We start from the raw sequence: 25,398 nt of genomic DNA, 5'->3' as shown, positions 1-25,398 counted from the left end.
CCGATGACGGCCCAACCCGTAACCGCTATAGAAACACGATGGAAACGGATGGAAAAAATCTGCGTCGCGGCTGGACGACCGGCGCTTGCGCGACGGCAGCGGCAAAAGCCGCATGCACCGCGTTGCTGACCGGAGAGTTTCCATACCTTGTCGAGATCGAACTTCCAAGCGGCAAGCGTGTCGGCTTTTCGCTGGCAACCAGCCATCGCGGCGATGGCTTTGCCCGCGCAGGCGTCATCAAGGATGCAGGCGACGACCCTGATGTGACCCATGGCGCGCTGTTGGAAAGCACCGTGCGCCCCGGCAGACCGGGAACGGGCATCACCTTCAAGGCAGGCACGGGTGTCGGCACCGTCACCCGTCCGGGTTTACCGCTGGCAGTCGGCGAGCCTGCCATCAACCCCGTGCCGCGCAAGATGATCGAAAAGGCCATCCACGAGGTAGCCGGAGACAATGCCGATTTCGAAGTGGAGATATCGGTGGAGGATGGCGAGAAGATCGCCGAGAAAACCTTGAATGGCCGATTGGGCATTCTCGGTGGCATCTCCATTCTTGGCACCACCGGCATCGTCATTCCCTTTTCCTGTTCCGCCTGGATTCACTCCATCTGGCGCGGCATTGACGTGGCACGCGCTGAAGGCCTGACGCATATTCTCGGCGCAACCGGCAATGCCTCTGAAAAGGCAGGACAGGCCCTGCATGGCCTGCCGGAAACGGCGCTGATCGACATGGGCGATTTCATCGGCGGCATGTTGAAGTATCTGCGAACTCATCCGGTGGAGAAGCTGACCATTGCCGGTGGTGTGGCCAAGATGACGAAGCTCGCCCAAGGCATGCTGGATGTTCACTCCAAACGCGGGCTGGCCGATCTTCATGCGCTGGCAAAGCTGGCCGAGGAGGCCGGCGGTGATGACGGTCTGGCCGATGCCATCCGCCACGCCAACACGGTGTCCCATGCCTTTACCATGTCTGAGGCAGCAGGCATCGACCTTGGCGCAACGGTGGCCACCAATGCCTGGAAGACGGCAGCCGATGCCCTGAACACGCCCGGCATGTCGCTGGAAATTCTGGTCTTCGACCGGGATGGCGTGCTGAAAGGGCGATCAGGCTTTGCGCCATCCCATCACGTCTCGGCTTTTCCTTCCGGCGAGCGGAATCGGCGAACGTAATCCGTGCTGTAAAGCGCGCTTTCGCGGAAATCCTGCGAGGCCAAGCCTTTGCCGACGAAAATCAGCGCCGTCCGCTCCACCGGTTCTTCCGCAAGTTTGGATTCGATATCTCCAAGCGTGCCGGTGATCACGCGTTCTTCCGGCCATGAGGCACGGACGACGATGACGACGGGGCAATCAGCGCCGTAAAGCGGCGTCAGTTCCTCGACCACCTGTGCGATCGCGTGGATGGCAAGGTGGATGGCGAGCGTGGCGCCGGTGGCACCGAAAGCTCTCAGATTTTCACCCTCTGGCATTTTCGATGCGCGACCGGAAATGCGGGTCAGAACAAGGCTTTGCGCCACTTCAGGCACCGTTAGTTCTTTTCTCAAACTGGCGGCGGCGGCGGCAAAGGAGGGAACGCCGGGGGTGACGGTGTAATCCAGCCCGAGCCGCTCCAGTCTGCGGATCTGCTCGCCCATGGCGCTCCACACGGAGAGGTCGCCGGAATGAAGCCGGGCCACATCCTTGCCTTCACGAGCGGCAGCGACGAATTCGGCCTCGATCTCATCCAGCGAAAGGGCTGCGGTATCGATGATGCGCGCACCGGGTGGGCAATAGTCGATCAGGGCTTTCGGCACCAGCGAACCCGCGTAGAGGCAGACGGGGCAAGCGGCGATGAGATCGCGCCCGCGCACGGTGATCAGATCTGCGGCACCGGGGCCAGCACCGATAAAATGAACCGTCATGGTTGGTCTCCTGACACGGCAATCGCAATGGTAATATCGCCCAGCATAGAACGCGGCGCGATGAGCTTTGAACGTGGACCACAGGCGGCAAGCGCCGACGCTTCGCTGAGGCTGGGGGAGCCAGAATGCTTCAGGCTCGTTTCCGAACGCGTGATCGTGCGTTCGCCCGTCGCTTCGAAATCCGCCTGTGCCACCACGACGAAGGCCATGCCCAACCGCGTCGCAGCCTCCAGCAGACCCGGTTCATCGCCCTTGATCGGCGCTGTCGCGATGAAGTCGATCTTCACGTGATGGGCGAGGGCGACCTCGTGCAATGCGGCCATGATGGCGTCCGCGCCAACGCCCTTGCGACATCCGATACCGGCAACGATCATGGCTTGACCCACGACCATTGCGTCACCGGCATCGATGGCCGCCAGCCCTGCATGGTGCCGACAGGCGACGCACGCGCAACCTCGAGCCGGATCAGCGAACCACCAAGCCGGGCTTGTGCAGCCAGCAGAACCGCTTCCATTTCAAGCGTCACCGCATTGGCGACCAAGCGCCCGCCGGATTTGAGCGCGGCAATGGCGCCGTCCAGCACGCCGTCTTCACTGCCCCCACCGCCAATGAAAATCGCATCCGGTGCTGGCAGGCCTTCGAAAGCATCCGGCGCTGTCCCGATCACCACCTCAAGACGCGGCACGCCAAAAGTCTCGGCATTGCGGCTGGCTCGCTCAGCACGCTCCTGGTGTTGTTCGATGGCGATGGCGCGAAGGGAAGGGTGCGCCAGCATCCATTCGATGCCGATCGAACCCGACCCGGCGCCGATATCCCAGAACAACTCACCATGGCGCGGCGACAGGGATGAGAGCGTGACCGCGCGGATTTCCCGCTTGGTGATCTGGCCGTCATGCTCGAAAAGTGCATCATCCAGTCCCTGCGCATAGCTGAGCACGCGTGATGTCTCGTCGGCGACGACTTCGATAGCCACGACATTGAGCGGATCGATATCGTCGAAGGCGAAACGCTTTGCCTCTGCGCCGCGCACCCGCTGATGCGGACCACCCAAGGCCTCCAGCAAGGTGAAACGGGAGCGCCCAAAACCTGCCTCCGATACGAGCGTGGCCAGCAGGGCAGGGGCGTTTTCATCCGACGTCAGCGCGATGAGCTTTGCGCCGGGGTGCAGATGCGGGCGGATGAGATCGATGGAGCGGCCATGCAACGAAACGCATTCCACATCCTGCAACGCCCAGCCCAGCCGTGATGCTGCGAGCGAAAAGGCCGAGGGAGCAGGGTAAGACACGGTTTCTTCCGCTGCAACATGCCGCAACAGGGTAACGCCGACACCGTAATGGAACGGGTCGCCGGAGGCGAGCACGCAGACGTTTCGCCCTCGCAGCGCCACGACATCGCACATGGCGACATCGAAGGGCGCAGGCCACGGTAATGCTTCTCCGCGAATGGCGTCTGCCGCCAGCGCCAGATGCCGCTTGCCACCAAAGACGAACTCGGCATTTTCTATGGCTGCACGCGCTGCACTGCCGAGACCAAACAAGCCATCTTCGCTGATGCCGACGATAGAAAGCCAGGGGCCTACAGTCTTTTCGGTGGATGAAGCAGCCAATCCAGCATATTCAGAGACCATGACACGCTCCATACTCATTCTTGGTGGCACGGCTGACGCCCGTATTCTGGCTGGCAAACTGGCTGACGAATCCGGCTATCGTCTTCTGCTGTCCATGGCTGGTCGCACGCGTGATCCCGTGGTGCAGCCGGTGCCGATGCGCAGCGGTGGCTTTGGTGGCGCAAGCGGGCTGGCGCTTTTCATCGAGGACAACGCCTTCGATCTGCTGGTCGATGCCACCCATCCCTATGCCGCGCGCATATCCGCAAACGCGGTCGAGGCGGCAGGCATAGCTGGAGTTCCGCTGGTTGCGCTGGAGCGTCCGGCTTGGGTAAGGATTGCTGGAGACGATTGGCGCGAGGTGCCCGACGTCGACAGTGCCGTAACGGCTCTGGGGCAGGAGAGCTGTACCGCGTTTCTGGCGCTCGGTCGTCAGGAACTGCTGCCCTTCGAGGCGGCACCGCAGCACCACTATCTCATACGCAGCGTCGATCCCGTCGAACCGCCGCTTGTCGTGCCCCATGCGCGGTATATCACGGCCCGTGGCCCCTTTGCTCTCGCCGATGAAATCGCCATGTTGCGCGACAATGGCATTGAGGCGGTGGTCTGCAAGAACTCCGGTGGGGCGGCGGCCTACGGCAAGGTAGAGGCGGCGCGGCAGCTGGGCATTCCCGTCATCATGATCGCACGTCCCGCGCATCCCTGTGGTGACACGGTCTCCGATATCAACACTGCGCTCAGCGCCATCCGCCATCAGCTTTCCCTTTTGGACGAGCGCGGCGAATAGACGATCGGCGCTTGGCCATCACGCTCGATCAACCGCGTTTCGACAGAACCGACGATGATACAGGTCGCCATATCGGCCATGTCGCTTGCGGCTTGTCCTAACGGCACCACGCGCATGCGCTCATCCGCGCGACCTGCTGCGCGCCCGAAAATAACGGGCACGGTTTCAGGCAGATGGGCGCGCAGCACATCGAACGCCGTCGCCAGTTGGTGAGGCCGGGCCTTGCTGACGGGATTGTAGAAGGCCATGACGAACCCGGCTTGCGCTGCTGCAATCAGCCGTTTTTCGATCAGCGACCATGGCTTGAGATTGTCCGACAGCGAGATAGCGCAAAAATCATGCCCGAGAGGCGCACCGGCACGTGCCGCCACCGCCAGCATGGCCGTGACGCCGGGAACGACGTGAAAATCGATATCGCGCCATTCGACGGGGCCGTTTTCAATGGCCTCGCAGACGGCAGCGGCCATGGCGAACACGCCGGGATCACCGCCCGAGACGACGCAGACTTTGCCACCTGCGGCAGCGATGGTCAGCGCGGCCTGTGCACGGGAAAGCTCTTCGCGGTTGTCCGAGGCGTGACGGCGCTGATGCGGTTCAAGCGCCAGACGGTCGAGATAGGGAATATAGCCGAAGAAATCTTCCGCCTCACGCACGGCCGCAAGTGCTTCCGGCGTGATCTGGTCCGGGCTACCCGGCCCAAGCCCGACAACCGTCAACCGCCCGCTCATGCCATTTCACCAACAGGTCGATCTTTCCAGCCGGGAACGAGGACCAGCGAGAAATAGGGCGCGGGCGATGCATCGCGTTCAATGAGCCTCATGGCATGGCCGTTTTCCATCGTACCGCGTTCGACGTAAAGCGCGCTGTGCAGCTTGCCTGCTTTTTCGAGCGCCCGGCAAATTTTCGGCAGGTTGCGCCCGACCTTCATGATAACGGCGCCATCGGTGCCGGACAGGCGTTCGGTCAACGTTTCCTCGCCAAGCGTGCCGGGCAACACGCTCAAGATGTCGTCACCCTGCACCAGCGGCAAACCCGCCATGGACCAGCAACCGGACATGGCCGTGATACCGGCGACGACTTCCGCAGGGTAGGCAGGGGCCAGCCGCAGATGGAGGTGCATATAGGAACCGTAAAACAGCGGATCGCCCTCCGACAGCACCGCAACGCTGCGCCCGGCATCCAGATGGACGGCGATATCGCGGGCCGACTGATCGAAGAAGGCCGCGATGGCGCCTCTGTAGTCGTCGCCATTCTTGTCGCTCTCGACGGTAACGGGGTAGACCAGCGGCATTTCCAGCGTGCCGGGGCGGATGAAGCTTTCGACGATACCGCGCCCGTTGCCCTTGCTGCCCTTCTTGCAAAAGAAGGCGACGACATCGGCATTCTCGATGGCGCGCACCGCTTTCAGCGTCAAAAGCTCAGGATCACCAGGGCCTGTGCCGACGCCGATCAGCTTGCCTTTCAGCACCGGCTGCGCTGCTGGCTCGAACAAGGCCGCACTCATAGTCCGGCCCTCGCAATGGCATTGATGGCAGCCGCTGTCATGGCAGAACCACCCAGGCGGCCCTTGACGATGGCATAGGGAATGCCGAGCAGACTTTCCTCCAGCGCATCCTTGGATTCCGCTGCGCCGACGAAGCCGACCGGCATGCCGATGATGGCGGCGGGGCGGGGAGCACCTCGCTCCAGCATTTCCAAGAGATAAAACAGCGCGGTGGGCGCATTGCCGATGGCAACGAGCGCGCCCTCCATCTGGTCGACCCAGAGATCGAGTGCGGCTGCAGACCGGGTATTGCCGATCTGCTTGGCAAGGTCGGGCGTGCGCAGATCGCGCAGCGTGCAGATCACCGGATTGCCTGCGGGCAACCGCGCATGCGTGACCCCATGCGCCACCATATTGGCATCGCACAGGATCGGCTTGCCAGCCAGAAGCGCGCCGCGTGCGGCATCCACGAAGTCAGGCGAAAAACGAAAGTGCTGCGCGGCTTCGACCTGTCCGCAGGCGTGGATCATCCTGATGGCAATATCGGCCTGATCCGGCGTGAAAGCCGTCAGGTCCGCTTCTTCGCGGATCATCGCAAAGGAGCGCTCATAGATCGCGTTGCCATCGCGGATATAGTCGTATTCAGTCATCTCGTATCCTGTCGGAGCGCCGCGACGATCCGCTCCTTGCCGAGCCGGGCAAGCAGGGTGCGGGCATTTTCTCCGGGCTTATGTTCTTTTTCATATAATCGGGCAAGCCGCGAAAGCACCGCCTTGCGGTCGGCAAGCGGCAAAACCGCCTGCGGTGTGTCGGAAACGCGACCTGAATGGGTAAAGGCCAGCCCTTCGGACGAACCAGCAAAGGCCAGTGTGGCGGGCGACGGATGTGCACAACCCTTGCCGCAGCCCGAAAGATGCAGCGTAAACGAACCATCCAGCAAGGACACACAGTCCGTCGCCGCATGTTCGGCCAAGTCCCGCGTCGAGATGAACGCCGAAGCGCAGGCCGGTTTTCCGGCGCAAACGGCGATGGCAGACCGGGGATCATCGGCACCGGTTACGAACCCGGCATCACGCGCATGATCGAGGAGAGCCCGGCATGCGTTATCGCTGCCGGTGAAAAACAGGGCATGCGCTGGCCCGGGCCGCAAACGCTGTATTTCTAACGCCGAAGCAAAGCGACAAAGGGCAGAAAGCGAATCAGCTGGAATTTGCCCGAAGGCGGGTGCAAGAGCTGCTGCAAACACATCGTCCGAGAGGCGCATCAGACCATAGGGACCCGCGCTGTTATGACGGGCCACGGTGATGGGATACGGAGCGTTGCCCCCCTTATCCGAACTTTCAGGCCAACGTCTCACGTCGAGCAATTGACCCGCACACACGGCCCCTACCTGCTCAATATCCAAGTCACGACCGCGCGTATCACAACCCCGTTCGGCAAGACACATCAGAAGATCGATCACACTATCGGCAGCATGTTCCGTCCGCAGCAAACCCGCCTGCAACGCCTTGTCTTCGGAACCACCCAACATGAGTTGCCAAAACATGTCACCGCCGACACGAACAGCCTTGAGCCTGATATCCGCAAGCAGATCACCCATGTCCATAAGACCACCGCCATCGACAATGACGGACATCTTTGCAGCCAACTTCTCATGCAGCTGAAGCGCATCCGCTCGCCCGCATATCCGGCTGATGATGTCGCGTGTATCGGCAAGTTCCGTTTGGTCGATCCCTGTCAGCGGCGATGTTTCCACCGTCAGCCCTTGCCGCAACGGCAGATCAAGAGCCAGAACATCGCGTTCCAGAGCCTCCGCACTCTCAGCCGTCAGGCCGCGAAATTGCAGCCCGCCGCGCGCGGTGATGTCGATCAGCCCGTTGCCGTGCTCAATGGCGAGGGCGCACAGCGCCTCCAGATCAGAGGGTGAGATAGAATCCGTGAAGGCGATACGCGATAAAAGCCCGTCACCCGTCTGCATTGGAGCCGACAGGGCCGGGCAAACGCCACGGCGCGTGAAAGGCTGGACATCCACAGGGCCGAAAGCACTCATGCTTCTACCCTCGCGGATTTCGGCGCAACGAGCATTTCCAGCTCCGCATCCACGGCATTGCGGCGGCTGTGCCAAAGGCCGCGGCGGCGGGCAGAGAGAAAACGCTGCGCCATAACTACTGCCGCCTGCGGGTTTTCCCATAGAATGAAATCGCGGACATTTTCATCACCGAGGTAAGCATCATACAGCGCTTCTATCAATGAGGACGACACCGCGTGGGTGGTTTCGGCAAAGCCAATCAGCCTGTCCACCGTCTCGGCAAATTCCGCAGCGCCGCGCGGCCCATGCCGCATCTGCCCGGCAATGAAGCGCGGATTGATGGCGCGGGCGCGCACCACCCGGGTAACGGCCTGCGCAATCGACCGCGCGCGGGGACGCGCGGGATCGGTCGTATCGAGCGCCACGACATCGGCGGATTGCCCGAGGGCCGCCTTGGCTGCCGTAAATCCACCGATAAAGGCGACGTCTGACGAACCATCGAGCAGATCACGGCCCGGATCGTCGCCCGTATGAACGAGAAGATCGGCTTTTTCCACCTGGCCTGTAAAGCCAGCATCGGCAAACACACCAAGCCCGTCCGCACCGCCAAAGGCATGACTTGCAGCGTCCAGATAAATCTGGCCCAGCTCTTCACGCTCATCCCAGCGCCCGTTCGCCAGCTTTTCCTCGATGCCAGCGCCGTAGGTGCCGGGTGCGGAACCGAAAATGCGGGCAGGGATACGGCCGAGGCTGGCGGCCTCTTCGCCCAAGGGATTATCGCCCGGTGATTCCTCGCGGCGCGCAATGGCTTTTGCGGCAGCATCTAGCAGGGCAATCAGCGCCGGAAACATATCGCGGAACAGGCCGGAAATGCGGAATGTCACATCTACGCGGGGCCGTCCCAGCGCCGCAGGCGGCAGCACTTCGATGCCCGTCACGCGGCCCGTGCCCTGATCATAGATCGGTCGTGCGCCCATCAGGTATAGCGCCTGGCCGACATCTTCGCCGCCATTCCGAAGCGATGCGGAGCCCCAGAGATCAAAGACGATATTTTTCGGCCAATCGCCGTGGCTTTGCAGATGGTGCCGCAAGACCTCTTCACCTGCCATGCGACCCAGCTCGAAAGCGGTTGGCGTTGGCATGGTGCGCGGGTCCGCAGCGTAAAGATTACGCCCCGTGGGCAACACATCCAGCCGTCCGCGCGCTGGCGCACCTGATGGCCCCGGCGTAATGTGCCGTCCATTAAGAGCAGCCAGCAAAGACGCTTTTTCCGCTATCGCGCTGTCGCGCCTGAGGACATCAGGCTCATCATCCGCGCAGCGGCCAAACACATGCTGACCGTCCTTGATGGCGAAATCCTTGAGATCGCAGAGAAACGCATCGATGCGAGACAGCGCCGTATCGGCATCGTCCTGCGTATCGATACCAGCGTCTGCAGCTAGTCCCGTTTCCTGTGCCTTTTCGACGATCAGTTTGGCCAACCGGTCGCGGCGTCGGCGGTCCAAACCATCGGCTTGCGCATATTCATCAACAAGCTGTTCCAGCGCCATCTGCTCCGGCGACAGCCCAGCATCGACCAACACGGGAGGAATGTGCCCGATGGTCACAGCCGCAATTCGCCGCTTGGCAACCGCCGCTTCCCCCGGATTGGAGACGATGAAGGGATAGATCACGGGCAGTGAGCCGCTGACGATTTCGGGGAAACAGGCTTGCGACAGCGCAACCGTCTTGCCGGGCAGCCATTCCAGCGTCCCATGAGCGCCGACGTGGATGATAGCATGCGCCTCGAGGCTCTGCCGCATCCATGCGCCGAACGCCACCAGCGCATGCCGAGGGGGCAGGGCCGGGTCATGATAATCCACCCGCCGGTCTTCGTTCCGACCACGATCCGGCGCAAGAGCGACTGTTACTGAGCCGAATCGAGCCGCGCGGAAATGGAAGACACCGCGTGTAACAGCGTCGTCGTTCGCCGTATCGCCCCATGTCTCATCCAAAGCCAGATTGGCAGCTTGGGGCAGGGCGCTGCGAAACGCTGAATACTCGGCCAGCCCAAAAGCAGCCGTCTCGCTTTCAACGCAGTCGAGCAAAGCCCGAGGCGTTTCGGGAATATCGTCCACCTCATAACCGGCATCGCGCAGATCGCGCAGCATCTCCAGAACACTCTGCGGCACGTCGAGACCAACCGCATACCCGGTGCGGCCCGGTGCGGCGCCTGGATAATCCGGCATCAGAATAACAATACGCCGCTCAGATGGAGCCGCGTTTTTCAACCGCAGAAAAGCGGAGATGCGTTCAGCGACCTGTTCGACGCGATCAGGCTCTGGACAATGCACCAGCCCGCGCCCACCTTCAGGGTCAGGCTGCTTGAAAGAGATCGCGCCGGCCAGAATACGACCATCCAGCTCCGGCAACACCACATGCATGGCGAGATCGGACGGATTGAGGCCGCGCATATTGTCCGCCCAGCCATCGCGGCGGGTGGTGGCCATAATCACCTGAAAGGTCGCGACACCCAGCCGGTCGAACAGGCTCTTGCCGTCATCGTCCGAATGGCTGGCAAAGGCCGTCGCAGCAATCATCGCCGCTGGCTTCAAAGTGACAAGCGTGTCTTCCAGAAACCGGATAGCCTCTGCGTCCTTCAGACCGCTGACGAAGATCGGCAACGGCGAAAATCCGCGTGAGTGCAACGCTTCGTAAAGCGCATCGATGGGGGCGACGTCTGCCGCCATCAGCATAGAACGATAAAACAGGATAGGTACGAGCGGCATGCCGTTTTCACGGCCATCCAGCGCTGCCGGAAAGTCAACCACGCCTTCGCCAGGCCGGTAAAACCCGCATTTGGGCAACGGTTCTGCGACGACATCCGGCCAGGCGTCTTCCCGCGCAAACGCGGCAAGCAATCTCGCAACCCGGTCCATATTCTCCGGCCCGCCTTCGCGGAAGAACGATAGAATTCTGGATTGCGTCGGTAGATCGACGGTGGAGGCGACTTCGAGTTTCTCATCGCGCTCGCTGCATTCGCCGGGCAGAAGCACGAGCTTGATACCACGCAGACGCGCCATTCTCGATAGCTCGTCCACGCCGTATCGCCAACGGTCGGCGCCGCCGAGAATCCGGATAAGGATCAGCTTGGCATGTTCAGCGGTCTCTTCGATCCATAGATCGACCGACATGGGATGGCGAAGTTCAGAGAGGTTGGCGCACACGAAGGACACCGAACCATCCGTGCTGCGTTGCCATCCGCGTTCCAGCCCTCCGAGGTCGCTGGCCGAAAAAGAAAGCACCACCACATCCGCCTGACCCTGGTTGAGATCAACCGGCTCGATCAGGTCGTCCAGAGACGAGGATGTGGTGGCGAGGATGTGCATGGATCAGGCAGCCAGCATCCGCTCGATTTTCGCGCGGTCGAGACCTTTTTCACCGATCACCACCAGACGGCTGCGGCGCACCTCGCCTGCTGCCCATGGACGGTCGAAATAATGGTTGACGCGCGAGCCAACCGCCTGCACCTGCAACCGCATCGGCTTGGCCGACACTTCGACAAAACCCTTGATGCGCAGTACGTTTTCAGATGCTGCCGTTTCAGAAATACGCGCCGCCAAGGCCTCGGCGTCGGTAACGGCATCCAGTTCCACGACGAAGCTGTCGAACTCATCGTGATCGTGGTCTTCTTCCTCATCATGATGGGTGTGGCGGTTTTCGATATCCTCTTCAACTGCAAGGCCAAGGCCGATCAGAACGGCAGGATCGACCACGCCATTGGAGGCCACGACGATCTTCGCAGCCTTCGGCAGATGCGCGTTGATATGGGCCTTTGCGCGTTCAAGACCCGCTGCATCCAGCAAATCGCCCTTGGTCAAAACGATGAGATCGGCGCAGGCAATTTGGTCTTCGAAGACTTCTTCGACCGGGTCATCGTGATCCAGCGCCTCGTCGTTTTGGCGCTGAGCGGCCAGCGCTTCCAGATCATGCGACACCATGCCTTCGGCCAGAGCGACACCATCGGCAACAGCCACCACCGCATCCACCGTCACCCGGCTCTTGATCGCCGGCCACTGGAAGGCCTGCACGAGTGGCTTTGGCAGAGCGAGGCCCGATGTTTCGATCAGAATATGCTCGACGCGTGGCTCGCGGCTCAGAATCTGCTCGATGGCAGGCTGGAAATCATCGGCCACCGTGCAGCAGATGCAGCCATTGGCCAGTTCCACGATGTTTTCTTCCGGGCAGCTTTCAATGCCGCAACCCTTGAGGATGTCACCATCGATGCCGACATCGCCGAACTCATTGACGATGATGGCCAGCCGCTTGCCCTCGAGCTTTTCCAGAAGGCCGCGCAGCAGCGTGGTTTTGCCAGCGCCCAGAAAGCCGGTGATGATGGTGCAGGGAACGCGGTTGAGCGTGGTCATGATGTCTCCTCGGTAAAATTCAAAGGGGGAATGCGGGCAACAAGGCCACGCTTCAAACTGTCGGGCCGTCCGCGCCACGGCATGAGGCCATCGGGTGCTGAAAACAAGAGACGCGCGCCGATCAACAAGTCGGCAGCGTCGTCTTCGCTCAGCGCTCCAAACATATAGGACCAGCCATCGGCGCTGCGCATCGCGGCACTGAGGCCACGCTTGCAATTGGCAAGACAATTGACGCTGCGTACATCGACACCTTCTGCTTCACCCAACGCAATGGCGGCCTGCGCAAGGGTCGCACCGGGGCGAGGGTCCGCATTCGGATCGGCTTCGGACCGGCAACTGCGGCATACATACACCACGACGCCGGGCGCGGTGTCACGGTCCGTCTTTTCATTCAGGATTGATGATGTCGATGTAATATCCAAGAGTATGGTTTCCGCGCCTTTGCAATGGTCTCGGGGTGCGGATATCGAAAACGGCATGCGGATCAACGCACACCATCGTTCGAACAACCGACTGACCGGAGCACCCCGCCCGGCAGACGTTTTCCCTGAAACGGCAGGTCTCCTGGCTTGCGGCTTCGACACCCTTGCGCCGCCTTCCCGGACGTATTCGTCCAGTGGCTTTCGGCGCGGGCTCACCGCTTACAGTTGCGGGGGCAGCCACGGGTTGGTTCGCACACGCGAATGGCACCGTGTTCCCTCTTAGCTTTTCCCGTTGCCGGAAAAAGACCGTCAGTCCTTAACCCTTATGCCCTGCGGTGCTTTTGTGTCAATGCCGCCGTGTCATTGCCGCCGTGTCATTGCCGTGGAACACGTTTTGGCTATAGTCGCCGCTTTGAAAAAGCATGAGACCCGGAAGGATGAGCCACCATGACCCGTGACATCAGCGACAGCGAGGCCGAACGTCACCGCGCCAAGATGGTCAACCGCAAGGCGGTGCAGGATGCCGAAATCTCGGAAAAGACCATCGAAAAAGGTCTGCTGATGATCAACACCGGCCCCGGCAAAGGCAAATCCACCGCAGCTTTCGGTCTGGCCCTGCGCATGCTCGGCACTGGCAGACGCGTCGGCATCGTACAGTTCATCAAGGGCGCCTGGTCGACCGGCGAGCAGGGGGCGTTGGCCCTGTTTGGCGACCGCGTGGAATGGCGTACCATGGGCGAAGGTTTCACGTGGGACACTCAGGATTTGAAGCGCGATGTCGCTGCTGCGACCAAGGCGTGGGAAGAGGCTAAGATGCTGATGGCCGATGAAACCATCGGTCTCGTGGTGCTGGATGAACTCAACATCGCGCTGCGCTATGATTATCTACCGCTGGAAGAGGTGGTCGAGACCCTGCAGAACCGCCCCGATGGCTTGCACGTCATCGTCACCGGCCGCAACGCCAAGCAACCGCTGATCGATGCCGCCGACATGGTAACGGAGATGACGCTGGTCAAACACCACTTCAAGGCGGGCGTCAAAGCGCAATCGGGCATCGAGTATTAATCCATGACAGCGCGCGTTTTGATGTTTCAAGGCACCGGCTCCGATGTCGGCAAATCGCTGATGGTGGCGGGGCTGGCGCGCGCTTTCGTTCGTCGCGGGCTGTCCGTCATGCCGTTCAAGCCGCAGAACATGTCCAACAACGCAGCCGTCACTGCCGATGGCGGTGAGATCGGCCGGGCGCAGGCATTGCAGGCGCGGGCGGCGGGCGTACCGCTTTCTGTCCACATGAACCCGGTGCTGCTGAAACCGCAAAGCGAGACGGGCGCGCAGGTGGTGGTGCAGGGCAAGGTTATCGGCAATGCCAAGGCCGCTGATTACCAGCATATGAAAGCCGGGTTGATGCCGCGCGTGCTTGAAAGCTTCGAGCATCTCAAAACCAAGGCTGATCTCGTTCTGGTGGAGGGCGCGGGCAGCGCTTCGGAAGTCAATCTCCGTGCCAATGACATTGCCAATATGGGCTTTGCCCGCGCAGCCAATGCGCCTGTGATCCTGATCGGCGATATCGACAGGGGTGGTGTCATCGCCAGCCTTGTCGGCACGAAGACGGTTCTGGATGCGGACGATGCGGAGATGATCGAAGGCTTCATCGTCAATCGTTTCAGAGGCGATCCAAGCCTGTTCGATGAGGGGATGCGCATCATTTCGGACAAGACCGGCTGGAACCCGATTGGCCTCTTGCCGCATTTTGCCGATGCCAGCCGCCTGCCCGCCGAAGATGCTTTAGGGTTGAGTGGAGCTGGCGAAAGAAAACCCGATGCGAAAATTCGCATCGCCGTTCCCATCCTGCCGCATATCTCCAACTTCGATGATCTCGACCCGTTGGAGGCCGAACCCGATGTCGAGCTTATCCGCGTGCGTCAGGGAGATGTCATCCCGACAGATTGTGCGCTGGTGCTGCTGTGCGGTTCCAAGTCCACCATCGCTGATCTGATGGCGCTGAAACATGCCGGTCTCGACGTGGATATCAAGGCGCATGTGCGGCGTGGAGGCTATGTGCTTGGGCTGTGCGGCGGCTATCAGATGCTCGGGAAAACTGTGGCTGATCCAGAGGGCATCGAAGGCGCTCCCACCGCGATTGAAGGGCTCGGCTTGCTTGACGTGGACACCGTACTGACAGGTGACAAACGGCTCGTCTCGGTGACAGGCCAGAGCTTTGATCAAATCCCCTTCTCCGGCTATGAAATGCATGTAGGCGTCACCGCCGGACCGGATGATATTCGCCCGTTCTCCACCATCGGCAACCACACCGAGGGCGCGATGTCGCCAAATGGCCGCGTGTTTGGCACCTATATCCATGGCCTGTTTGCCGATGACCGCCAACGCAGCGCATGGCTAAAACGGCTGGGTGGGGAAAGCTCGACACTCAATTACGAGGAACAGGTGGATGCGGTTCTCGACCGGCTGGCCGACCATATGGAGCGTCATCTCGATCTCGATGCTCTCTTGGCTATAGCGCGATAGCTAAGGCCAATATCCCGAACAATGCAATCAACATGGCATCTGCAATGCGTGCGAGCTTCAGTGCCCGGTGAATATCGGCAGCGGTCAAATCCCGTCGTCCGCCTTCACCCATGAACCGTGCTTCGATCATCTGCCCACCATAGGAGCGTGGACCGGCCAGCGCAAATCCCAGAGCACCTGCCATCGCGGCCTCCGGCCATCCGGCATTTGGGGAACGGTGATGCCGCGCATCACGGAAAATCGCCTGCAAGCCCTGACGAGGCGAGGCATCCTTCACGAACACTGCGGCCATGACGAACAACAAAGCGGTGAGACGGGAAGCGGGCAGGTTGACCAGATCATCCAGCCGTGCGGAGGCCCAGCCGAAGGCTTCATGGCGGGGAGAGCGATGGCCGATCATGCTATCAGCCGTGTTGATTGCCTTGTAACCGGCGCCACCGGGCAACCCAAGAAGTCCGAGCCATAGGGAAGGCGCGACGATGCCATCAGAAAAGTTTTCCGCCAGACTTTCGATCGCCGCCCGACAGATAGCGGCCTCATCCAGCGTTTCAGGATCACGCCCGACGATCATCGACACCGCCTTGCGGCCACCCTCAATACCGTCACGTTTCAAAGCCTCCGCCACCGCCTGGACATGCTGCTCTAGGCTTTTCTGCGCTGGAAGCGATGCGCCAAGCAGTGCAACGATCAGCAATCCGAGTGGAAGCCATAAGAGTGCCGACTGCAATAGCCAGGCAATCAACACCGTCAAACCCAGAAAAACAGCGAGAGCTGCGACACCGAAGCCCTTGCGACGCGAAAATGAGTCGCCTTCCCGGTTCCATTTTCTGTCGAGGAGGGCGATAAGCGAACCAATCCAGGTCACGGGATGGCCGATGCGTTTGAACAGCCAGTCGGGATAGCCGACAAGGCGTTCGATCAGCAGGGACAGGAAAGCGAGAGCGAAGAACATGGGCGAGAGGGTACCAGACAAAGCGCAACCGGCGATCCGCCATGGGGGCAATCTGGGACGGGCGCGCCAGCTTTTTCCTAGGGCACCCGAACCGTGGATCGACCTTTCCACCGGGATCAATCCGCACTCCTACCCCCATTCGCCAATTCCCGCCAGCGCCTTTGCCCGCCTGCCGGAACCGGGTGCCGTGGAAACGCTGAAAGAGATCGCCGCCGCGGCCTTCAACGCACCATCGGAGGCGCACATCGTGGCAGCGCCAGGAACGCAAATGCTGATGCCACTGCTTGCGCAGATGGCGGTTCGGCGCGGCGCAAAACGCTGTGGTGTCCTGTCGCCCGCCTATGCGGAACACGCGCGTACCGCACAAATAGCGGGACTATCGGTCAGCGAAGTCGATAATTTCGCCGATCTCGCTGCCTTCGACTACGCCGTCGTCATCAACCCAAATAATCCCGATGGTCGCATGTCGGCGAGGTCAGAACTGCTCGCACTGGCCGATGCCATGCGCAAAAAAGGCGGACTGCTGGTGGTGGACGAAGCCTTCATCGAAACGGGCGATGCAGAAAGCATCGCGGACGCCGCGACCTCAGATAGCCTCGTCGTTATGCGCTCCTTCGGCAAGTTCTATGGCATGGCAGGCGTGCGCCTCGGCTTCGCCGTCGCCCATCCTGATATCGCCGGAGACCTCGAATCAAGGCTGGGACCGTGGGCGGTCTCGGGTCCTGCGCTGCATATCGCAACCGAAGCGCTCGCAGATACGGCCTGGAGCGCAGAGATGCGACTCCGGCTAAAAGAAAATTCAAAGCGACTTAATGATCGCTTTGGCGCAGCCGGTTTTTCGATTTTCGGGGGAACGTCCCTGTTCACTTTGGTCAGAGATGAACGAGCCCCTACTTTATTCAAACATTTGATGGAAAACGGCATTCTCACGCGCAGTTTCGATGAAAGGCCAGCCGATCTCCGCTTTGGCCTGCCGGGCAACAAAGCGGAGTGGACAAGATTGGAAGCGGCCTTGGCCAGCTTTTAAAGCCCGATCTCAGTCAAATTCCGTCATCCTCGGGCATGTCCCGAGGATCTAACGAACCCCAACATCAAACGTGGTCAGATTCTCGGAGCGAGCCCGAAGATTGAGGGGCAGCAAATCCGCGAGCGTCTACCCCTTAAACGTATAAGCCTCGATCGTTTCAGGCTTCATCTCGATTGAGAATCCCGGCATGGTCGGCGGCATATAGGCGGCATCCCTGATGTCGCAGGGCTCGATGAAGTGCTCATGCAGGTGATCGACGTATTCGATCACGCGGCCCTCCTTCGTGCCAGAAACCACCAGATAATCGATCATCGACAGGTGCTGCACATATTCGCAAAGCCCGACACCGCCCGCATGCGGCCAGACGGGCAGATCGTATTTTGCGGCGATCAGCAGCACGGCCAAAACTTCGTTCAATCCACCCATGCGGCAGCTATCGATCTGCACCACGTCTATGGCACCTTCCGCGATGAACTGTTTGAATATGATGCGGTTCTGGCACATTTCGCCAGTTGCCACCTTCACCGAACCGATGGCCTGGCGGATTTTGCGATGGCCTGCCACATCGTCGGGGCTCGTTGGCTCCTCGATGAAGAAGGGCTTGGCGAAAGCGAGCTTGTTGACCCAGTCGATGGCCTGATCGACCTCCCAGACCTGGTTGGCATCGATCATCAAATACCGATCGGGGCCGATCACCTCACGCGCAATGGTCAGGCGACGAATATCGTCTTCGAGATCGCGCCCTACCTTCATCTTCACGTGGTTGAAACCGGCATCGATGGCTCCCTGGCAGAGACGACGCAGCTTCTCGTCTCCGTATCCCAGCCAGCCAGCTGACGTCGTATAGCAGGCGTAGCCTTCGCTTTTGAGGATTTCGATCCGTTCCGCCTTGCCGCTCTCAGCCTTCTTCAGGATTGCGAGCGCATCATCGCGGGTCAGTACATCGGTCAGGTATCGGTAATCGACGATATCGGCGATCTGCTCCGGGCTCATATCGGCCACCAGTTGCCAGACCGGTTTGCCCGCCTTTTTGGCCAGCAAATCCCACACGGCATTAACGACGGCACCGGTTGCCAGATGCATGGCGCCTTTATCCGGGCCAATCCAGCGCAACTGGCTGTCGCTGGTGAGGTGACGCCAGTATTTGCCGGGATTTTCCAGCACGGTCGAAAGCTCCGTACCAACAACAAGATGGCGCATGGCCTTGATGGCCATGCAGCAAATATCATTGCCGCGCCCGATGGTGAAGGTCAGGCCGTGTCCCTTGAGATCGCCGTCATCCGTATCCAGAATGACGTAGGCTGCCGAATAATCCGGGTCCGGGTTCATCGCATCGGACCCATCAAGGCTCTGGGAGGTGGGAAAACGCAGATCGAAAACGCGCAGGTCGGTAATTTTTGTCATGGCCGGTACTCGTGGTCAGAGATCATGGAAATAGGTGGCAGGCAGGGTTAGGCAATCTCGACCATGCCTTTAATGACACCCGCTTTCGGGTTGGTCAGGTCTGCAAAACGCGAGGGCACTTCGGCGAGCGTCATGCGATGGGTGATCAGCGCCTCCGGCACCCGCCCGGCGCGCTGCGCCTCCAGAACTGCCTCGAAATCCTCAAGGGTCGCGTTGCGACTGCCCAGAAGGGTGGTCTCGCGCTTGTGAAATTCCGGGTCGTTGAAACTGATGTCGCTGGCGACGATGGAAACCAGCACATAGGTCCCGCCGTGGCCGACGAAGGAAAAGCCACGTTCCATGGCCTTCGGATTGCCCGTGGCATCAAAGACGGCATCGAAGAAATCACCATCGGTCAGTTCGCTGAGATGATCCTTGTCACCTTCTCCCAGTGGCACGGTGTGGGAGACGCCGAGTTCGTTGCGGCAGAAATTGAGGCGGTCCTGACGGCTGTCGATCATGGTGACGACGCCACCGTTGAGAACGGCAAAGACGGCGACGGCCATGCCGATGGGCCCTGCGCCTACGATCAGCACGCTCTGCCCCGCTTCGACGGCAGCGCGTCGGACCGCGTGGGCGCCGATGGCAAGAAACTCGGTCATTGCAGCCTGATCGAGGCTCAGACCTTCCGCCTTCAACACGAACTGCTGTGGAACGCTCAGATACTCCACCATACCGCCATCGCGGTGTACGCCCAGGACGCCGATATTGCGGCAGCAATTGCTCTTGCCTTTCAAGCATGCATTGCATTTCCCGCAGGACATGTAGGGAATGACGGTGACGATATCGCCCTTGGACAGCGCGCTGCCATCAGGCGCCTCTTCCACCGTACCGGAGAGTTCGTGGCCCATGATACGAGGGTAGGACAAATAGGGCTGGTTCCCGGTGAAAATATGCAGGTCCGTGCCACACACACCAATGCGGCGGATGCGGACCAGGACTTCGCCTTCGGCCCGATGCGGTTTCGGCAGGTCCTTGGCGCTGAGAAGCCCCGGTTTATCGCAGAAAATCGCCAGCATGGTTCACCTGTTTACAAGAGAGTAGAAACGCACGGCAGTGTCCCCAAACACCGCATCATGATCGGCAACGGGCACGATATCGCGGCAGACATCCAGCCATTCCTGATAATCGCCCGCAAGCCGCAGAACTGGCCAATCGCTACCGAACAACACACGTTCCTGCCCAAAAAGCTCCAATATGGTCTCGGCATAGGGTCGCATGGCTTGCGGCTTTTGATCACCGCGTTCGGTCAGCAGGCCGGAAAGCTTACAGTGAAGGTTCGGCAGCGCGGCAAGCGCCGCCATATTTCGTCGCCAGGCGCTATAATGGCCCGTGGCGATCAACGGCTTGGCACCGTGGTCGATTACGATGGGCAGGGCTGGATGGCGCTTGGCGAAATTCAGGAGATACGGCAGGTTGGGCGGTAAAACCAGCGCATCGAAGACCAACCCCAGTTCGACCAATGTATCGACTGCAGGCGTGAGTGCGGGATCGTCGATCCATGCGACATCCTCCATACCTTGCAACATCGGCCTGACGCCTTTGAAACGTGGATGCGCTGCACGGCGTCTTATCTCATCGGGCGCATTGGCTGCCTTCATGTCCACCCAGCCGACGACGCCCTTGATGAAGTCGTTATCGTCTGCCAGCCCCAGCATGAAATCGGTATCACCGGCGTTTTCCATGGTCTGGACCAGCACGGTGCCGTCAATCCCGGCTTTTTGCAGGAGCGGTATCAGATCATCCGGCAGAAAATCGCGGTAGATGAGCTCCAGCGATGGTGGTGGCCAGTCTCCCGCGTGATCTTTCAAAAGCCAGAAATGCTGATGGGCGTCGATCCGCATGATCAGGCCTGAGCCCCCGGCACCGGTACACCTTCAGCCAGCAGGCCTCGCCGTTCCAGCTCGTGCCAGAACTCGACCGGAATATCCTGCTCGAACCACTCGATGTTGGCGGAAAGTTGTTGTGCATTGCGCGCGCCGGATACCACCGTCACCGATGCCGGATGTGCTAACGGAAACTGCAGGGCTGCGGCCTGCAAGGACACACCCAGCTCCTCACAAACCTCATGCAAGGCATCCACCTTTGCGATGATATCGGCAGGCGCGTCCGCATAATTGAACTTGCGATTGCCAGCCAGAATGCCGGAGTTGAAGGCACCGGCCACGACGATGCCGACGCCGCGTTTCGTGCAATTGTCCATAAAGTCGAGACTGCTCTGTTCCAGAAGCGTGTAGCGTCCGGCCAGCATGGCGATGTCGATATCGAAGACCTCCATCGCGTCACGAACAACTTCCCATTCATTGACGCCAAGGCCGATGGCTCCGGTAGAGCCTTCGTCGCGCAATCTGGTCAGCGCCTTGAAGCCGCCGCCCTCCGTCAGTTGCTGCCAATAATGCCGGTGCTTGTCGCCATGCGTGACGGAACCGATGTCATGGATGTAGAGAATATCGGGTTTCAGGATGCCAAGTCGCTGCTGGCTGGCCTCGAAGGAGCGCAAAATGCCGTCATGGGAGTAATCATAGACCGGACGGAAGGGGAGGGGCGCGATATAGGCGTCCTCTTCCGGCCCTACGGTTTCGTCCGGCACCATGACGCGGCCAACCTTGGTGCTGAGTGTATAGTCCGCCCTCTCATGCTCCGTCACCATCGTGCCAAGCCGCCGCTCGGAGCGGGTATAACCATAAAACGGTGCGGTATCGAAATAACGTATGCCGTGCTTCCAAGCCGTGTCGAACGCACCCTTCGATTCCTCGTAGGGCGTGACGCGATAGAGGTTGCCCATCTGGGCACAGCCGAGACCCATCAGGGTCACATCGACGTCGCGACGGGGCAATTTGCGTTTATCGGAGACTTTCATGGCACAGGCTTTCTCAAATTCGCATCTCTCAAGGTCAACGCAGCATCCCCGTTCAAATTGGTGGAACGGTCGCTTTTCCCTATTCGTCATCCTCGGGCTTGTCCCAAGGCTCCAACCATGTCGCACAAAATGCAACGGTGGTAGATGCTCGGGACAAGCCCGAGCATGACGAAGGAAGCGTTAGTACAGAACGTTCTTGGCTTCCGGCTTGTCGATATTGTCCTTGGTCACGACAACGACGCCCGTATCGACGAACTTCTCGACCTTTTCCTTGGCGATCAACTTCGAAACCGTCTGAACGCCAAGTTCGCCCATCTGGTATGAACCCTGAACGACGATACCGGCCAGCGTGCCATCCTTGACGAAACCCTGAAGGTCCTGATTACCGTCGAAGCCGATGGCGACGACCTTGCCAGCCTTGCCGGATTGTGCCAATGCGCGGCCAACGCCGATGGCTGTCGGCTCATTCGCGCCGAAGATGCCCTTCAGATCGGAATTGGCAGCGAGAACGTCGGTCGTCTGGTTCAACGCGGTCGCCATCTGCGACTGCGAGTAATAGGGGCCGACGATCTGAAGCTTGGAATTGGCCTTGATGTAATCGGTGAAACCACCGACGCGGCCGATTTCAGAGCCGGCGCCCGCAACGTAGGACATCACGGCAATCTTGCCTTCCTTGCCGACCTTGTCGATCAGCGCCTGGGCCGCAAGCTCACCAGCCTTTTTATTGTCGGTTGCAAGGAAGGACTGGTAATATTGCTCCGCACCCTTGGCCAGCTGCGAGTCGACGATCACCACGGGAATACGGGCTTCCCATGCCTTCTTGACGGCGGGGACCAGCGCGTCCGGGTCAGAAGGCGCCAGAACGATGCCTGAGACCTTACGGTTGACGGCGTTTTCCACCATGTTGACCTGATCGGCGATGGCCGATTCCGAGGCAGGGCCCTGGAAGGTCATGGTGTTGCCGGTCGAAGCCTTGATGGCCGCATCAGCGCCCTTCTGCACGTTCTGCCAGAAGGTCGAATTGACGGTCTTGACGATCACGGCGATTTCACCAGCCTGAACCGTGGATACGCTCCACAGGGCGATGACCGAGGTCAAAAGAACAGTGGTCAGTTTCTTCATGTTGTCCTCCATTAGTCCGGCCAAGCGATATCTCCTCGTCGTCTCGCCGGTATCCCGCGGAAAGGGTCCGCACCCCATGTGAACCTGTTTGTTCGATCAGCGGCGGTTGCGCAGCTGATCGATCCACACCGTGCCCAGAATGACCAGACCGATGATGATTTGCTGGGTAAAGGCAGAGACGCCGTTCATGTTGAGACCGTTGCGCAAAATGCCGATGACGAATGCGCCAATCGCGGTGCCGGAGATCGTGCCGACGCCACCGATCAGCGACGTGCCGCCGATCACCGCACTGGCAATCGCATCCAGCTCATACATGACGCCTTCATTCGGCTGCGCCGTCACCAGTCGCGACATCAGCACGCAGCCGGTCAGCCCAGCCAGCGTGCCGGACAGGATATAGGTGAAATTGGTGACTCTGGAGACGTTGACGCCGGAAAGACGGGCGGCTTCAGCATTGGAGCCCACCGCGTAGATATGACGCCCGAGTACAGAACGGTTTAGCATGAAGGACACGGCAATCGCGATAACGATCATCAGAATGACCGGATAGGGGATGCCCGGGAAAACGACATTGGGGAAACCATCATCGCCGATGGTGACGATGCGGAACAATGCGCCATTGCCAAGCTCGCCGAAGGATTCTCCAAGGCCCGATACGGCGCGGGCGCCGGTGATCTGCAAAGCCACGCCGCGGGCAATCAGCATCATGCCAAGGGTGGCGATGAAGGGCGGAAGCCGGAAGCGCGTGACCAGCAATCCGTTGATGAGGCCGCACAGCGACCCGGTCAGAATGCCGAAGAACATGCCCACCGGCACCGGCATGCCAAGCTCTTTTACGGCGAGTGCTGCGACCACGCCAGCCAATGCCAGAACGGAACCGACCGAAAGATCGATACCGCCGGTGATGATGACGCAGGTTGCGCCAATGCCCAAAAGCGCAATCGAGGTCACCTGAAGCGCGATCGTCATGGCGTTGTTGACGGTAAAAAACGCACTGCTGGTGGCCGAAAAAACCATGGTCAGCACGACAAGGCTGCCGAGTGCTGCGAATTTCTGGATGATGTCCTTCTGCCGGTCGCTGAAGGCGAAGCTCTTGGGTGGCGGTGCACTATCTGACATGTCTATCCCCACTGCTATAGCCGGAGGCATAGCGCATGATTTCTTCCTGGGTGGTTTTGGCCGTCTCGACGATGCCGGTAATCGTTCCCTCGTGGAACACGGCGATCCGGTCTGTCAGACCGAGCACTTCCGGCAGTTCCGAACTGATGAGAATGACGCCGATACCTTTTGCCGCCAGCTCGTCCATGATCTTGTAGATCGCAAACTTTGCCCCGACATCGATGCCGCGCGTCGGCTCATCGAAGAACAGCACGCGCGACTGCCGAAACAGCCATTTTCCGATGATGATCTTCTGCTGGTTGCCGCCGGATAGAAGACGAACGGTCTGTTTGATGGACGGCGTGCGGACGTTCAAAAGATCGACATAGCGGCGCGCCACATCGTCATGCTTCTTGAAATCGATCAGACCGAAGCGGTTGGATACCGCATCCATATTCGCAAGGGACGTATTGGCCGCCACCGACATCTTGATCGCGAGGCCATCGCTTTTGCGATCCTCGGACAGATAGGCGATGCCTTCGGCAATGGCGTCCTGAGGTGATTTTATCGACAACTCGCGGCCCTCGAATGTGATCGTCCCGGCATCGAAAGCATCCGCCCCGAAGATGGCGCGTGCCACTTCCGTGCGGCCTGCGCCCATGAGCCCCGCGAAGCCGAGTATTTCACCGCGCCGCAGTTCGAAGCTCACATCGTGAAACACGCCGGTCCGCGTCAGCCCCTTGACCGAAAATATTACCTCATCGGTCGGCTTCGATGTTCTCTCTGGAAACTTGTCTTCCAGCGAACGACCGACCATTCGGGTCACGATGTCATCCACGGTAACATCGGCGAAGTCATCGGTAGAAATATAGCGCCCGTCGCGCAGTACCGTCACGCGATCCACGATCTCGGCCATTTCATCAAGCCGGTGCGAGATATAGACAATGCCGACACCCGACGCTTTGAGATCGCGGATGACCTTGAACAGAAGACGCGTCTCCTGCTCCGTCAGCGAAGACGTAGGCTCGTCCATGATGAGAACTTCCGCATCGAGCGAAAGCGCCTTGGCGATCTCCACCATCTGACATTGCGCCACGGATAGTCCACGCACCAGTTGATCCGGGTTGAGATCGACACCGAGGCGGTCGAGGCAGCGCTTGGCGTTGCTGCGCAATGTCTTGCGGTCGACGAGAAAACCTTTTCGCGGCTCGCGCGCCAGATAAATGTTCTCGGCCACGCTGAGGTGGGGCACGAGGTTGAGTTCCTGATGGATAATGGCAATACCGGCAGCTTCGGATTCGAGCGGCGAGGCGTATTGAACGGTCCGACCCTTGTGCACGATGGTGCCGCTGGTCGGCTGATAGACGCCGCTGACGATCTTCATCAACGTGGACTTGCCCGCGCCGTTCTCGCCGCAGACGGCGTGAACTTCGCCGGAACGCAGATCGAATTGCACGTCGCTCAGCGCTTTGACGCCGGGAAATTCCTTGCTGATGTGATCAAGGCGCAGCAAAATGCGACCATGCTCGCGCGCCGTTTGACCGGCTGCGGCAGCATCCTCAACAGTCGATGCGCTGTGCGACATCTTGTTCCTCCCGATAGCGCCCTGACTCCACTCAAGGTGCTGCGATGGGCGGAATGGTTAGGCCGCATTTTTTCTGTGGTCAAGCCAATTGTCCGATGAGATATAAAAAAGAGATTGGCGATATACGAAACGGCACTGGAGAAATTTAGAATTAT

At 60.0% G+C, this 25,398-nt stretch carries 23 protein-coding genes and 1 riboswitch; of the genes, 5 read left to right on the top strand and 18 right to left on the bottom strand.

Annotated features, from left to right (window positions below; all coding sequences use genetic code 11):
• Positions 1 to 38: 38 nt before the first annotated feature.
• Entirely contained in the window at positions 39 to 1,169 is a 1,131-nt protein-coding gene (locus QRN55_RS21605) for a cobalt-precorrin-5B (C(1))-methyltransferase (protein ID WP_112501081.1), read from the top strand.
• Here QRN55_RS21605 and cobM read toward each other — a convergent pair.
• The 3 genes from cobM to cbiE are packed head-to-tail and all read right to left on the bottom strand — an operon-like array spanning position 1,124 to position 3,524.
• The gene (gene cobM / locus QRN55_RS21600) at positions 1,124 to 1,897 is read right to left on the bottom strand and encodes a precorrin-4 C(11)-methyltransferase (RefSeq protein WP_112501082.1); all 774 of its coding nucleotides are present in this window, start codon (positions 1,895 to 1,897) and stop codon (positions 1,124 to 1,126) included. The two genes, QRN55_RS21605 and cobM, sit on opposite strands and share 46 nt — an antisense overlap.
• On the bottom strand, positions 1,894 to 2,289 hold the full coding sequence (locus QRN55_RS21595; protein WP_112501083.1) for a cobalamin biosynthesis protein: 396 nt from the start codon (positions 2,287 to 2,289) through the stop codon (positions 1,894 to 1,896). The genes cobM and QRN55_RS21595 overlap by 4 nt, the downstream gene beginning before the upstream one ends.
• A complete protein-coding gene (gene cbiE, locus QRN55_RS21590) occupies positions 2,268 to 3,524 on the bottom strand; it encodes a precorrin-6y C5,15-methyltransferase (decarboxylating) subunit CbiE (protein ID WP_284778260.1) in 1,257 nt (418 codons plus the stop codon). The genes QRN55_RS21595 and cbiE overlap by 22 nt, the downstream gene beginning before the upstream one ends.
• Between cbiE and QRN55_RS21585 the strand changes: the two genes are divergently transcribed.
• On the top strand, positions 3,523 to 4,290 hold the full coding sequence (locus tag QRN55_RS21585) for a cobalt-precorrin-6A reductase (RefSeq protein ID WP_284778259.1): 768 nt from the start codon (positions 3,523 to 3,525) through the stop codon (positions 4,288 to 4,290). The genes cbiE and QRN55_RS21585 overlap by 2 nt on opposite strands.
• Here the strand turns inward: QRN55_RS21585 and QRN55_RS21580 are convergent.
• The 7 genes from QRN55_RS21580 to QRN55_RS21550 are packed head-to-tail and all read right to left on the bottom strand — an operon-like array spanning position 4,257 to position 12,630.
• Positions 4,257 to 5,018, bottom strand: coding sequence for a precorrin-3B C(17)-methyltransferase (locus tag QRN55_RS21580; RefSeq protein ID WP_284778258.1), 762 nt, complete (start codon positions 5,016 to 5,018; stop codon positions 4,257 to 4,259). The genes QRN55_RS21585 and QRN55_RS21580 overlap by 34 nt on opposite strands.
• Positions 5,015 to 5,794 carry a precorrin-2 C(20)-methyltransferase gene (locus QRN55_RS21575; RefSeq protein ID WP_284778257.1) on the bottom strand — a complete coding sequence of 260 codons (780 nt, stop codon included), beginning with the start codon at positions 5,792 to 5,794 and terminating at the stop codon, positions 5,015 to 5,017. Before QRN55_RS21575 ends, QRN55_RS21580 begins: the two co-directional genes overlap by 4 nt.
• Positions 5,791 to 6,423, bottom strand: a complete 633-nt coding sequence (locus tag QRN55_RS21570) for a precorrin-8X methylmutase (RefSeq protein WP_284778256.1) — start codon at positions 6,421 to 6,423, stop codon at positions 5,791 to 5,793. Before QRN55_RS21570 ends, QRN55_RS21575 begins: the two co-directional genes overlap by 4 nt.
• A complete protein-coding gene (cobG, locus tag QRN55_RS21565) occupies positions 6,420 to 7,823 on the bottom strand; it encodes a precorrin-3B synthase (protein ID WP_284778255.1) in 1,404 nt (467 codons plus the stop codon). The genes QRN55_RS21570 and cobG overlap by 4 nt, the downstream gene beginning before the upstream one ends.
• Positions 7,820 to 11,170: a cobaltochelatase subunit CobN gene (gene cobN, locus QRN55_RS21560; protein ID WP_284778254.1), complete on the bottom strand. Its 3,351-nt coding sequence runs from the start codon at positions 11,168 to 11,170 to the stop codon at positions 7,820 to 7,822. The genes cobG and cobN overlap by 4 nt, the downstream gene beginning before the upstream one ends.
• 3 nt (positions 11,171 to 11,173) lie before the next feature.
• The gene (gene cobW / locus QRN55_RS21555; RefSeq protein WP_112501153.1) at positions 11,174 to 12,211 is read right to left on the bottom strand and encodes a cobalamin biosynthesis protein CobW; all 1,038 of its coding nucleotides are present in this window, start codon (positions 12,209 to 12,211) and stop codon (positions 11,174 to 11,176) included.
• Positions 12,205 to 12,630, bottom strand: a complete 426-nt coding sequence (locus tag QRN55_RS21550) for a DUF1636 family protein (protein WP_284778253.1) — start codon at positions 12,628 to 12,630, stop codon at positions 12,205 to 12,207. The genes cobW and QRN55_RS21550 overlap by 7 nt, the downstream gene beginning before the upstream one ends.
• Positions 12,631 to 12,745: 115 nt before the next feature.
• A riboswitch (cobalamin riboswitch) is annotated at positions 12,746 to 12,956 on the bottom strand.
• A 121-nt stretch (positions 12,957 to 13,077) separates the two neighbouring features.
• On the opposite strand from QRN55_RS21550, the gene cobO reads away from it, so the two are divergent.
• Positions 13,078 to 13,695, top strand: coding sequence for a cob(I)yrinic acid a,c-diamide adenosyltransferase (gene cobO / locus QRN55_RS21545; RefSeq protein WP_284778252.1), 618 nt, complete (start codon positions 13,078 to 13,080; stop codon positions 13,693 to 13,695).
• Positions 13,696 to 13,698: 3 nt separating this feature from the next.
• Entirely contained in the window at positions 13,699 to 15,156 is a 1,458-nt protein-coding gene (locus QRN55_RS21540) for a cobyric acid synthase (RefSeq protein WP_284778251.1), read from the top strand.
• On the opposite strand, the gene cbiB is transcribed toward QRN55_RS21540, so the two are convergent.
• Entirely contained in the window at positions 15,143 to 16,108 is a 966-nt protein-coding gene (gene cbiB, locus QRN55_RS21535) for an adenosylcobinamide-phosphate synthase CbiB (protein ID WP_284778250.1), read from the bottom strand. The two genes, QRN55_RS21540 and cbiB, sit on opposite strands and share 14 nt — an antisense overlap.
• Here cbiB and cobD point away from each other — a divergent pair.
• On the top strand, positions 16,107 to 17,135 hold the full coding sequence (gene cobD / locus QRN55_RS21530; RefSeq protein ID WP_284778249.1) for a threonine-phosphate decarboxylase CobD: 1,029 nt from the start codon (positions 16,107 to 16,109) through the stop codon (positions 17,133 to 17,135). The genes cbiB and cobD overlap by 2 nt on opposite strands.
• Before the next feature lie 126 nt (positions 17,136 to 17,261).
• Here the strand turns inward: cobD and QRN55_RS21525 are convergent, their stop codons facing one another.
• The 7 genes from QRN55_RS21525 to QRN55_RS21495 form a co-directional block, all read right to left on the bottom strand.
• Positions 17,262 to 18,539 carry an L-fuconate dehydratase gene (locus QRN55_RS21525; RefSeq protein WP_284778248.1) on the bottom strand — a complete coding sequence of 426 codons (1,278 nt, stop codon included), beginning with the start codon at positions 18,537 to 18,539 and terminating at the stop codon, positions 17,262 to 17,264.
• Between the two features lie 47 nt (positions 18,540 to 18,586).
• Positions 18,587 to 19,597, bottom strand: a complete 1,011-nt coding sequence (locus QRN55_RS21520) for a zinc-binding alcohol dehydrogenase family protein (RefSeq protein WP_284778247.1) — start codon at positions 19,595 to 19,597, stop codon at positions 18,587 to 18,589.
• Between the two features lie 3 nt (positions 19,598 to 19,600).
• Positions 19,601 to 20,422 carry an amidohydrolase family protein gene (locus QRN55_RS21515; RefSeq protein WP_284778246.1) on the bottom strand — a complete coding sequence of 274 codons (822 nt, stop codon included), beginning with the start codon at positions 20,420 to 20,422 and terminating at the stop codon, positions 19,601 to 19,603.
• 2 nt (positions 20,423 to 20,424) lie between these two features.
• Positions 20,425 to 21,438: an aldo/keto reductase gene (locus QRN55_RS21510; RefSeq protein ID WP_284778245.1), complete on the bottom strand. Its 1,014-nt coding sequence runs from the start codon at positions 21,436 to 21,438 to the stop codon at positions 20,425 to 20,427.
• A gap of 180 nt (positions 21,439 to 21,618) precedes the next feature.
• A complete protein-coding gene (locus tag QRN55_RS21505) occupies positions 21,619 to 22,560 on the bottom strand; it encodes an ABC transporter substrate-binding protein (protein WP_284778244.1) in 942 nt (313 codons plus the stop codon).
• A gap of 96 nt (positions 22,561 to 22,656) precedes the next feature.
• Positions 22,657 to 23,679, bottom strand: a complete 1,023-nt coding sequence (locus QRN55_RS21500) for an ABC transporter permease (RefSeq protein WP_111841304.1) — start codon at positions 23,677 to 23,679, stop codon at positions 22,657 to 22,659.
• Positions 23,669 to 25,243, bottom strand: coding sequence for a sugar ABC transporter ATP-binding protein (locus QRN55_RS21495; RefSeq protein ID WP_284778243.1), 1,575 nt, complete (start codon positions 25,241 to 25,243; stop codon positions 23,669 to 23,671). The genes QRN55_RS21500 and QRN55_RS21495 overlap by 11 nt, the downstream gene beginning before the upstream one ends.
• Positions 25,244 to 25,398: the final 155 nt, after the last annotated feature.

The sequence above is a fragment of the Agrobacterium sp. lyk4-40-TYG-31 genome (assembly GCF_030209855.1).
In the GTDB taxonomy this organism is placed as follows: Bacteria; Pseudomonadota; Alphaproteobacteria; order Rhizobiales; family Rhizobiaceae; genus Agrobacterium; species Agrobacterium vaccinii.
The sequence above is the reverse complement of the archived record's forward strand: the minus strand, read 5'-3'. Positions and strand labels throughout refer to the sequence as shown.

Bases quoted from the DNA above. Each gene is read 5' to 3' on its own strand.
- QRN55_RS21605 (WP_112501081.1), top strand. From the start codon at position 39: ATGGAAACGGATGGAAAAAATCTGCGTCGCGGCTGGACGACCGGCGCT.
- cobM (WP_112501082.1), bottom strand. From the start codon at position 1,897: ATGACGGTTCATTTTATCGGTGCTGGCCCCGGTGCCGCAGATCTGATC.
- QRN55_RS21595 (WP_112501083.1), bottom strand. From the start codon at position 2,289: ATGGTCGTGGGTCAAGCCATGATCGTTGCCGGTATCGGATGTCGCAAG.
- QRN55_RS21585 (WP_284778259.1), top strand. From the start codon at position 3,523: ATGACACGCTCCATACTCATTCTTGGTGGCACGGCTGACGCCCGTATT.
- cbiE (WP_284778260.1), bottom strand. From the start codon at position 3,524: ATGGTCTCTGAATATGCTGGATTGGCTGCTTCATCCACCGAAAAGACT.
- QRN55_RS21580 (WP_284778258.1), bottom strand. From the start codon at position 5,018: ATGAGCGGGCGGTTGACGGTTGTCGGGCTTGGGCCGGGTAGCCCGGAC.
- QRN55_RS21575 (WP_284778257.1), bottom strand. From the start codon at position 5,794: ATGAGTGCGGCCTTGTTCGAGCCAGCAGCGCAGCCGGTGCTGAAAGGC.
- QRN55_RS21570 (WP_284778256.1), bottom strand. From the start codon at position 6,423: ATGACTGAATACGACTATATCCGCGATGGCAACGCGATCTATGAGCGC.
- cobG (WP_284778255.1), bottom strand. From the start codon at position 7,823: ATGAGTGCTTTCGGCCCTGTGGATGTCCAGCCTTTCACGCGCCGTGGC.
- cobN (WP_284778254.1), bottom strand. From the start codon at position 11,170: ATGCACATCCTCGCCACCACATCCTCGTCTCTGGACGACCTGATCGAG.
- cobO (WP_284778252.1), top strand. From the start codon at position 13,078: ATGACCCGTGACATCAGCGACAGCGAGGCCGAACGTCACCGCGCCAAG.
- QRN55_RS21540 (WP_284778251.1), top strand. From the start codon at position 13,699: ATGACAGCGCGCGTTTTGATGTTTCAAGGCACCGGCTCCGATGTCGGC.
- cobD (WP_284778249.1), top strand. From the start codon at position 16,107: ATGGGCGAGAGGGTACCAGACAAAGCGCAACCGGCGATCCGCCATGGG.
- cbiB (WP_284778250.1), bottom strand. From the start codon at position 16,108: ATGTTCTTCGCTCTCGCTTTCCTGTCCCTGCTGATCGAACGCCTTGTC.
- QRN55_RS21525 (WP_284778248.1), bottom strand. From the start codon at position 18,539: ATGACAAAAATTACCGACCTGCGCGTTTTCGATCTGCGTTTTCCCACC.
- QRN55_RS21520 (WP_284778247.1), bottom strand. From the start codon at position 19,597: ATGCTGGCGATTTTCTGCGATAAACCGGGGCTTCTCAGCGCCAAGGAC.
- QRN55_RS21515 (WP_284778246.1), bottom strand. From the start codon at position 20,422: ATGCGGATCGACGCCCATCAGCATTTCTGGCTTTTGAAAGATCACGCG.
- QRN55_RS21510 (WP_284778245.1), bottom strand. From the start codon at position 21,438: ATGAAAGTCTCCGATAAACGCAAATTGCCCCGTCGCGACGTCGATGTG.
- QRN55_RS21505 (WP_284778244.1), bottom strand. From the start codon at position 22,560: ATGAAGAAACTGACCACTGTTCTTTTGACCTCGGTCATCGCCCTGTGG.
- QRN55_RS21500 (WP_111841304.1), bottom strand. From the start codon at position 23,679: ATGTCAGATAGTGCACCGCCACCCAAGAGCTTCGCCTTCAGCGACCGG.
- QRN55_RS21495 (WP_284778243.1), bottom strand. From the start codon at position 25,243: ATGTCGCACAGCGCATCGACTGTTGAGGATGCTGCCGCAGCCGGTCAA.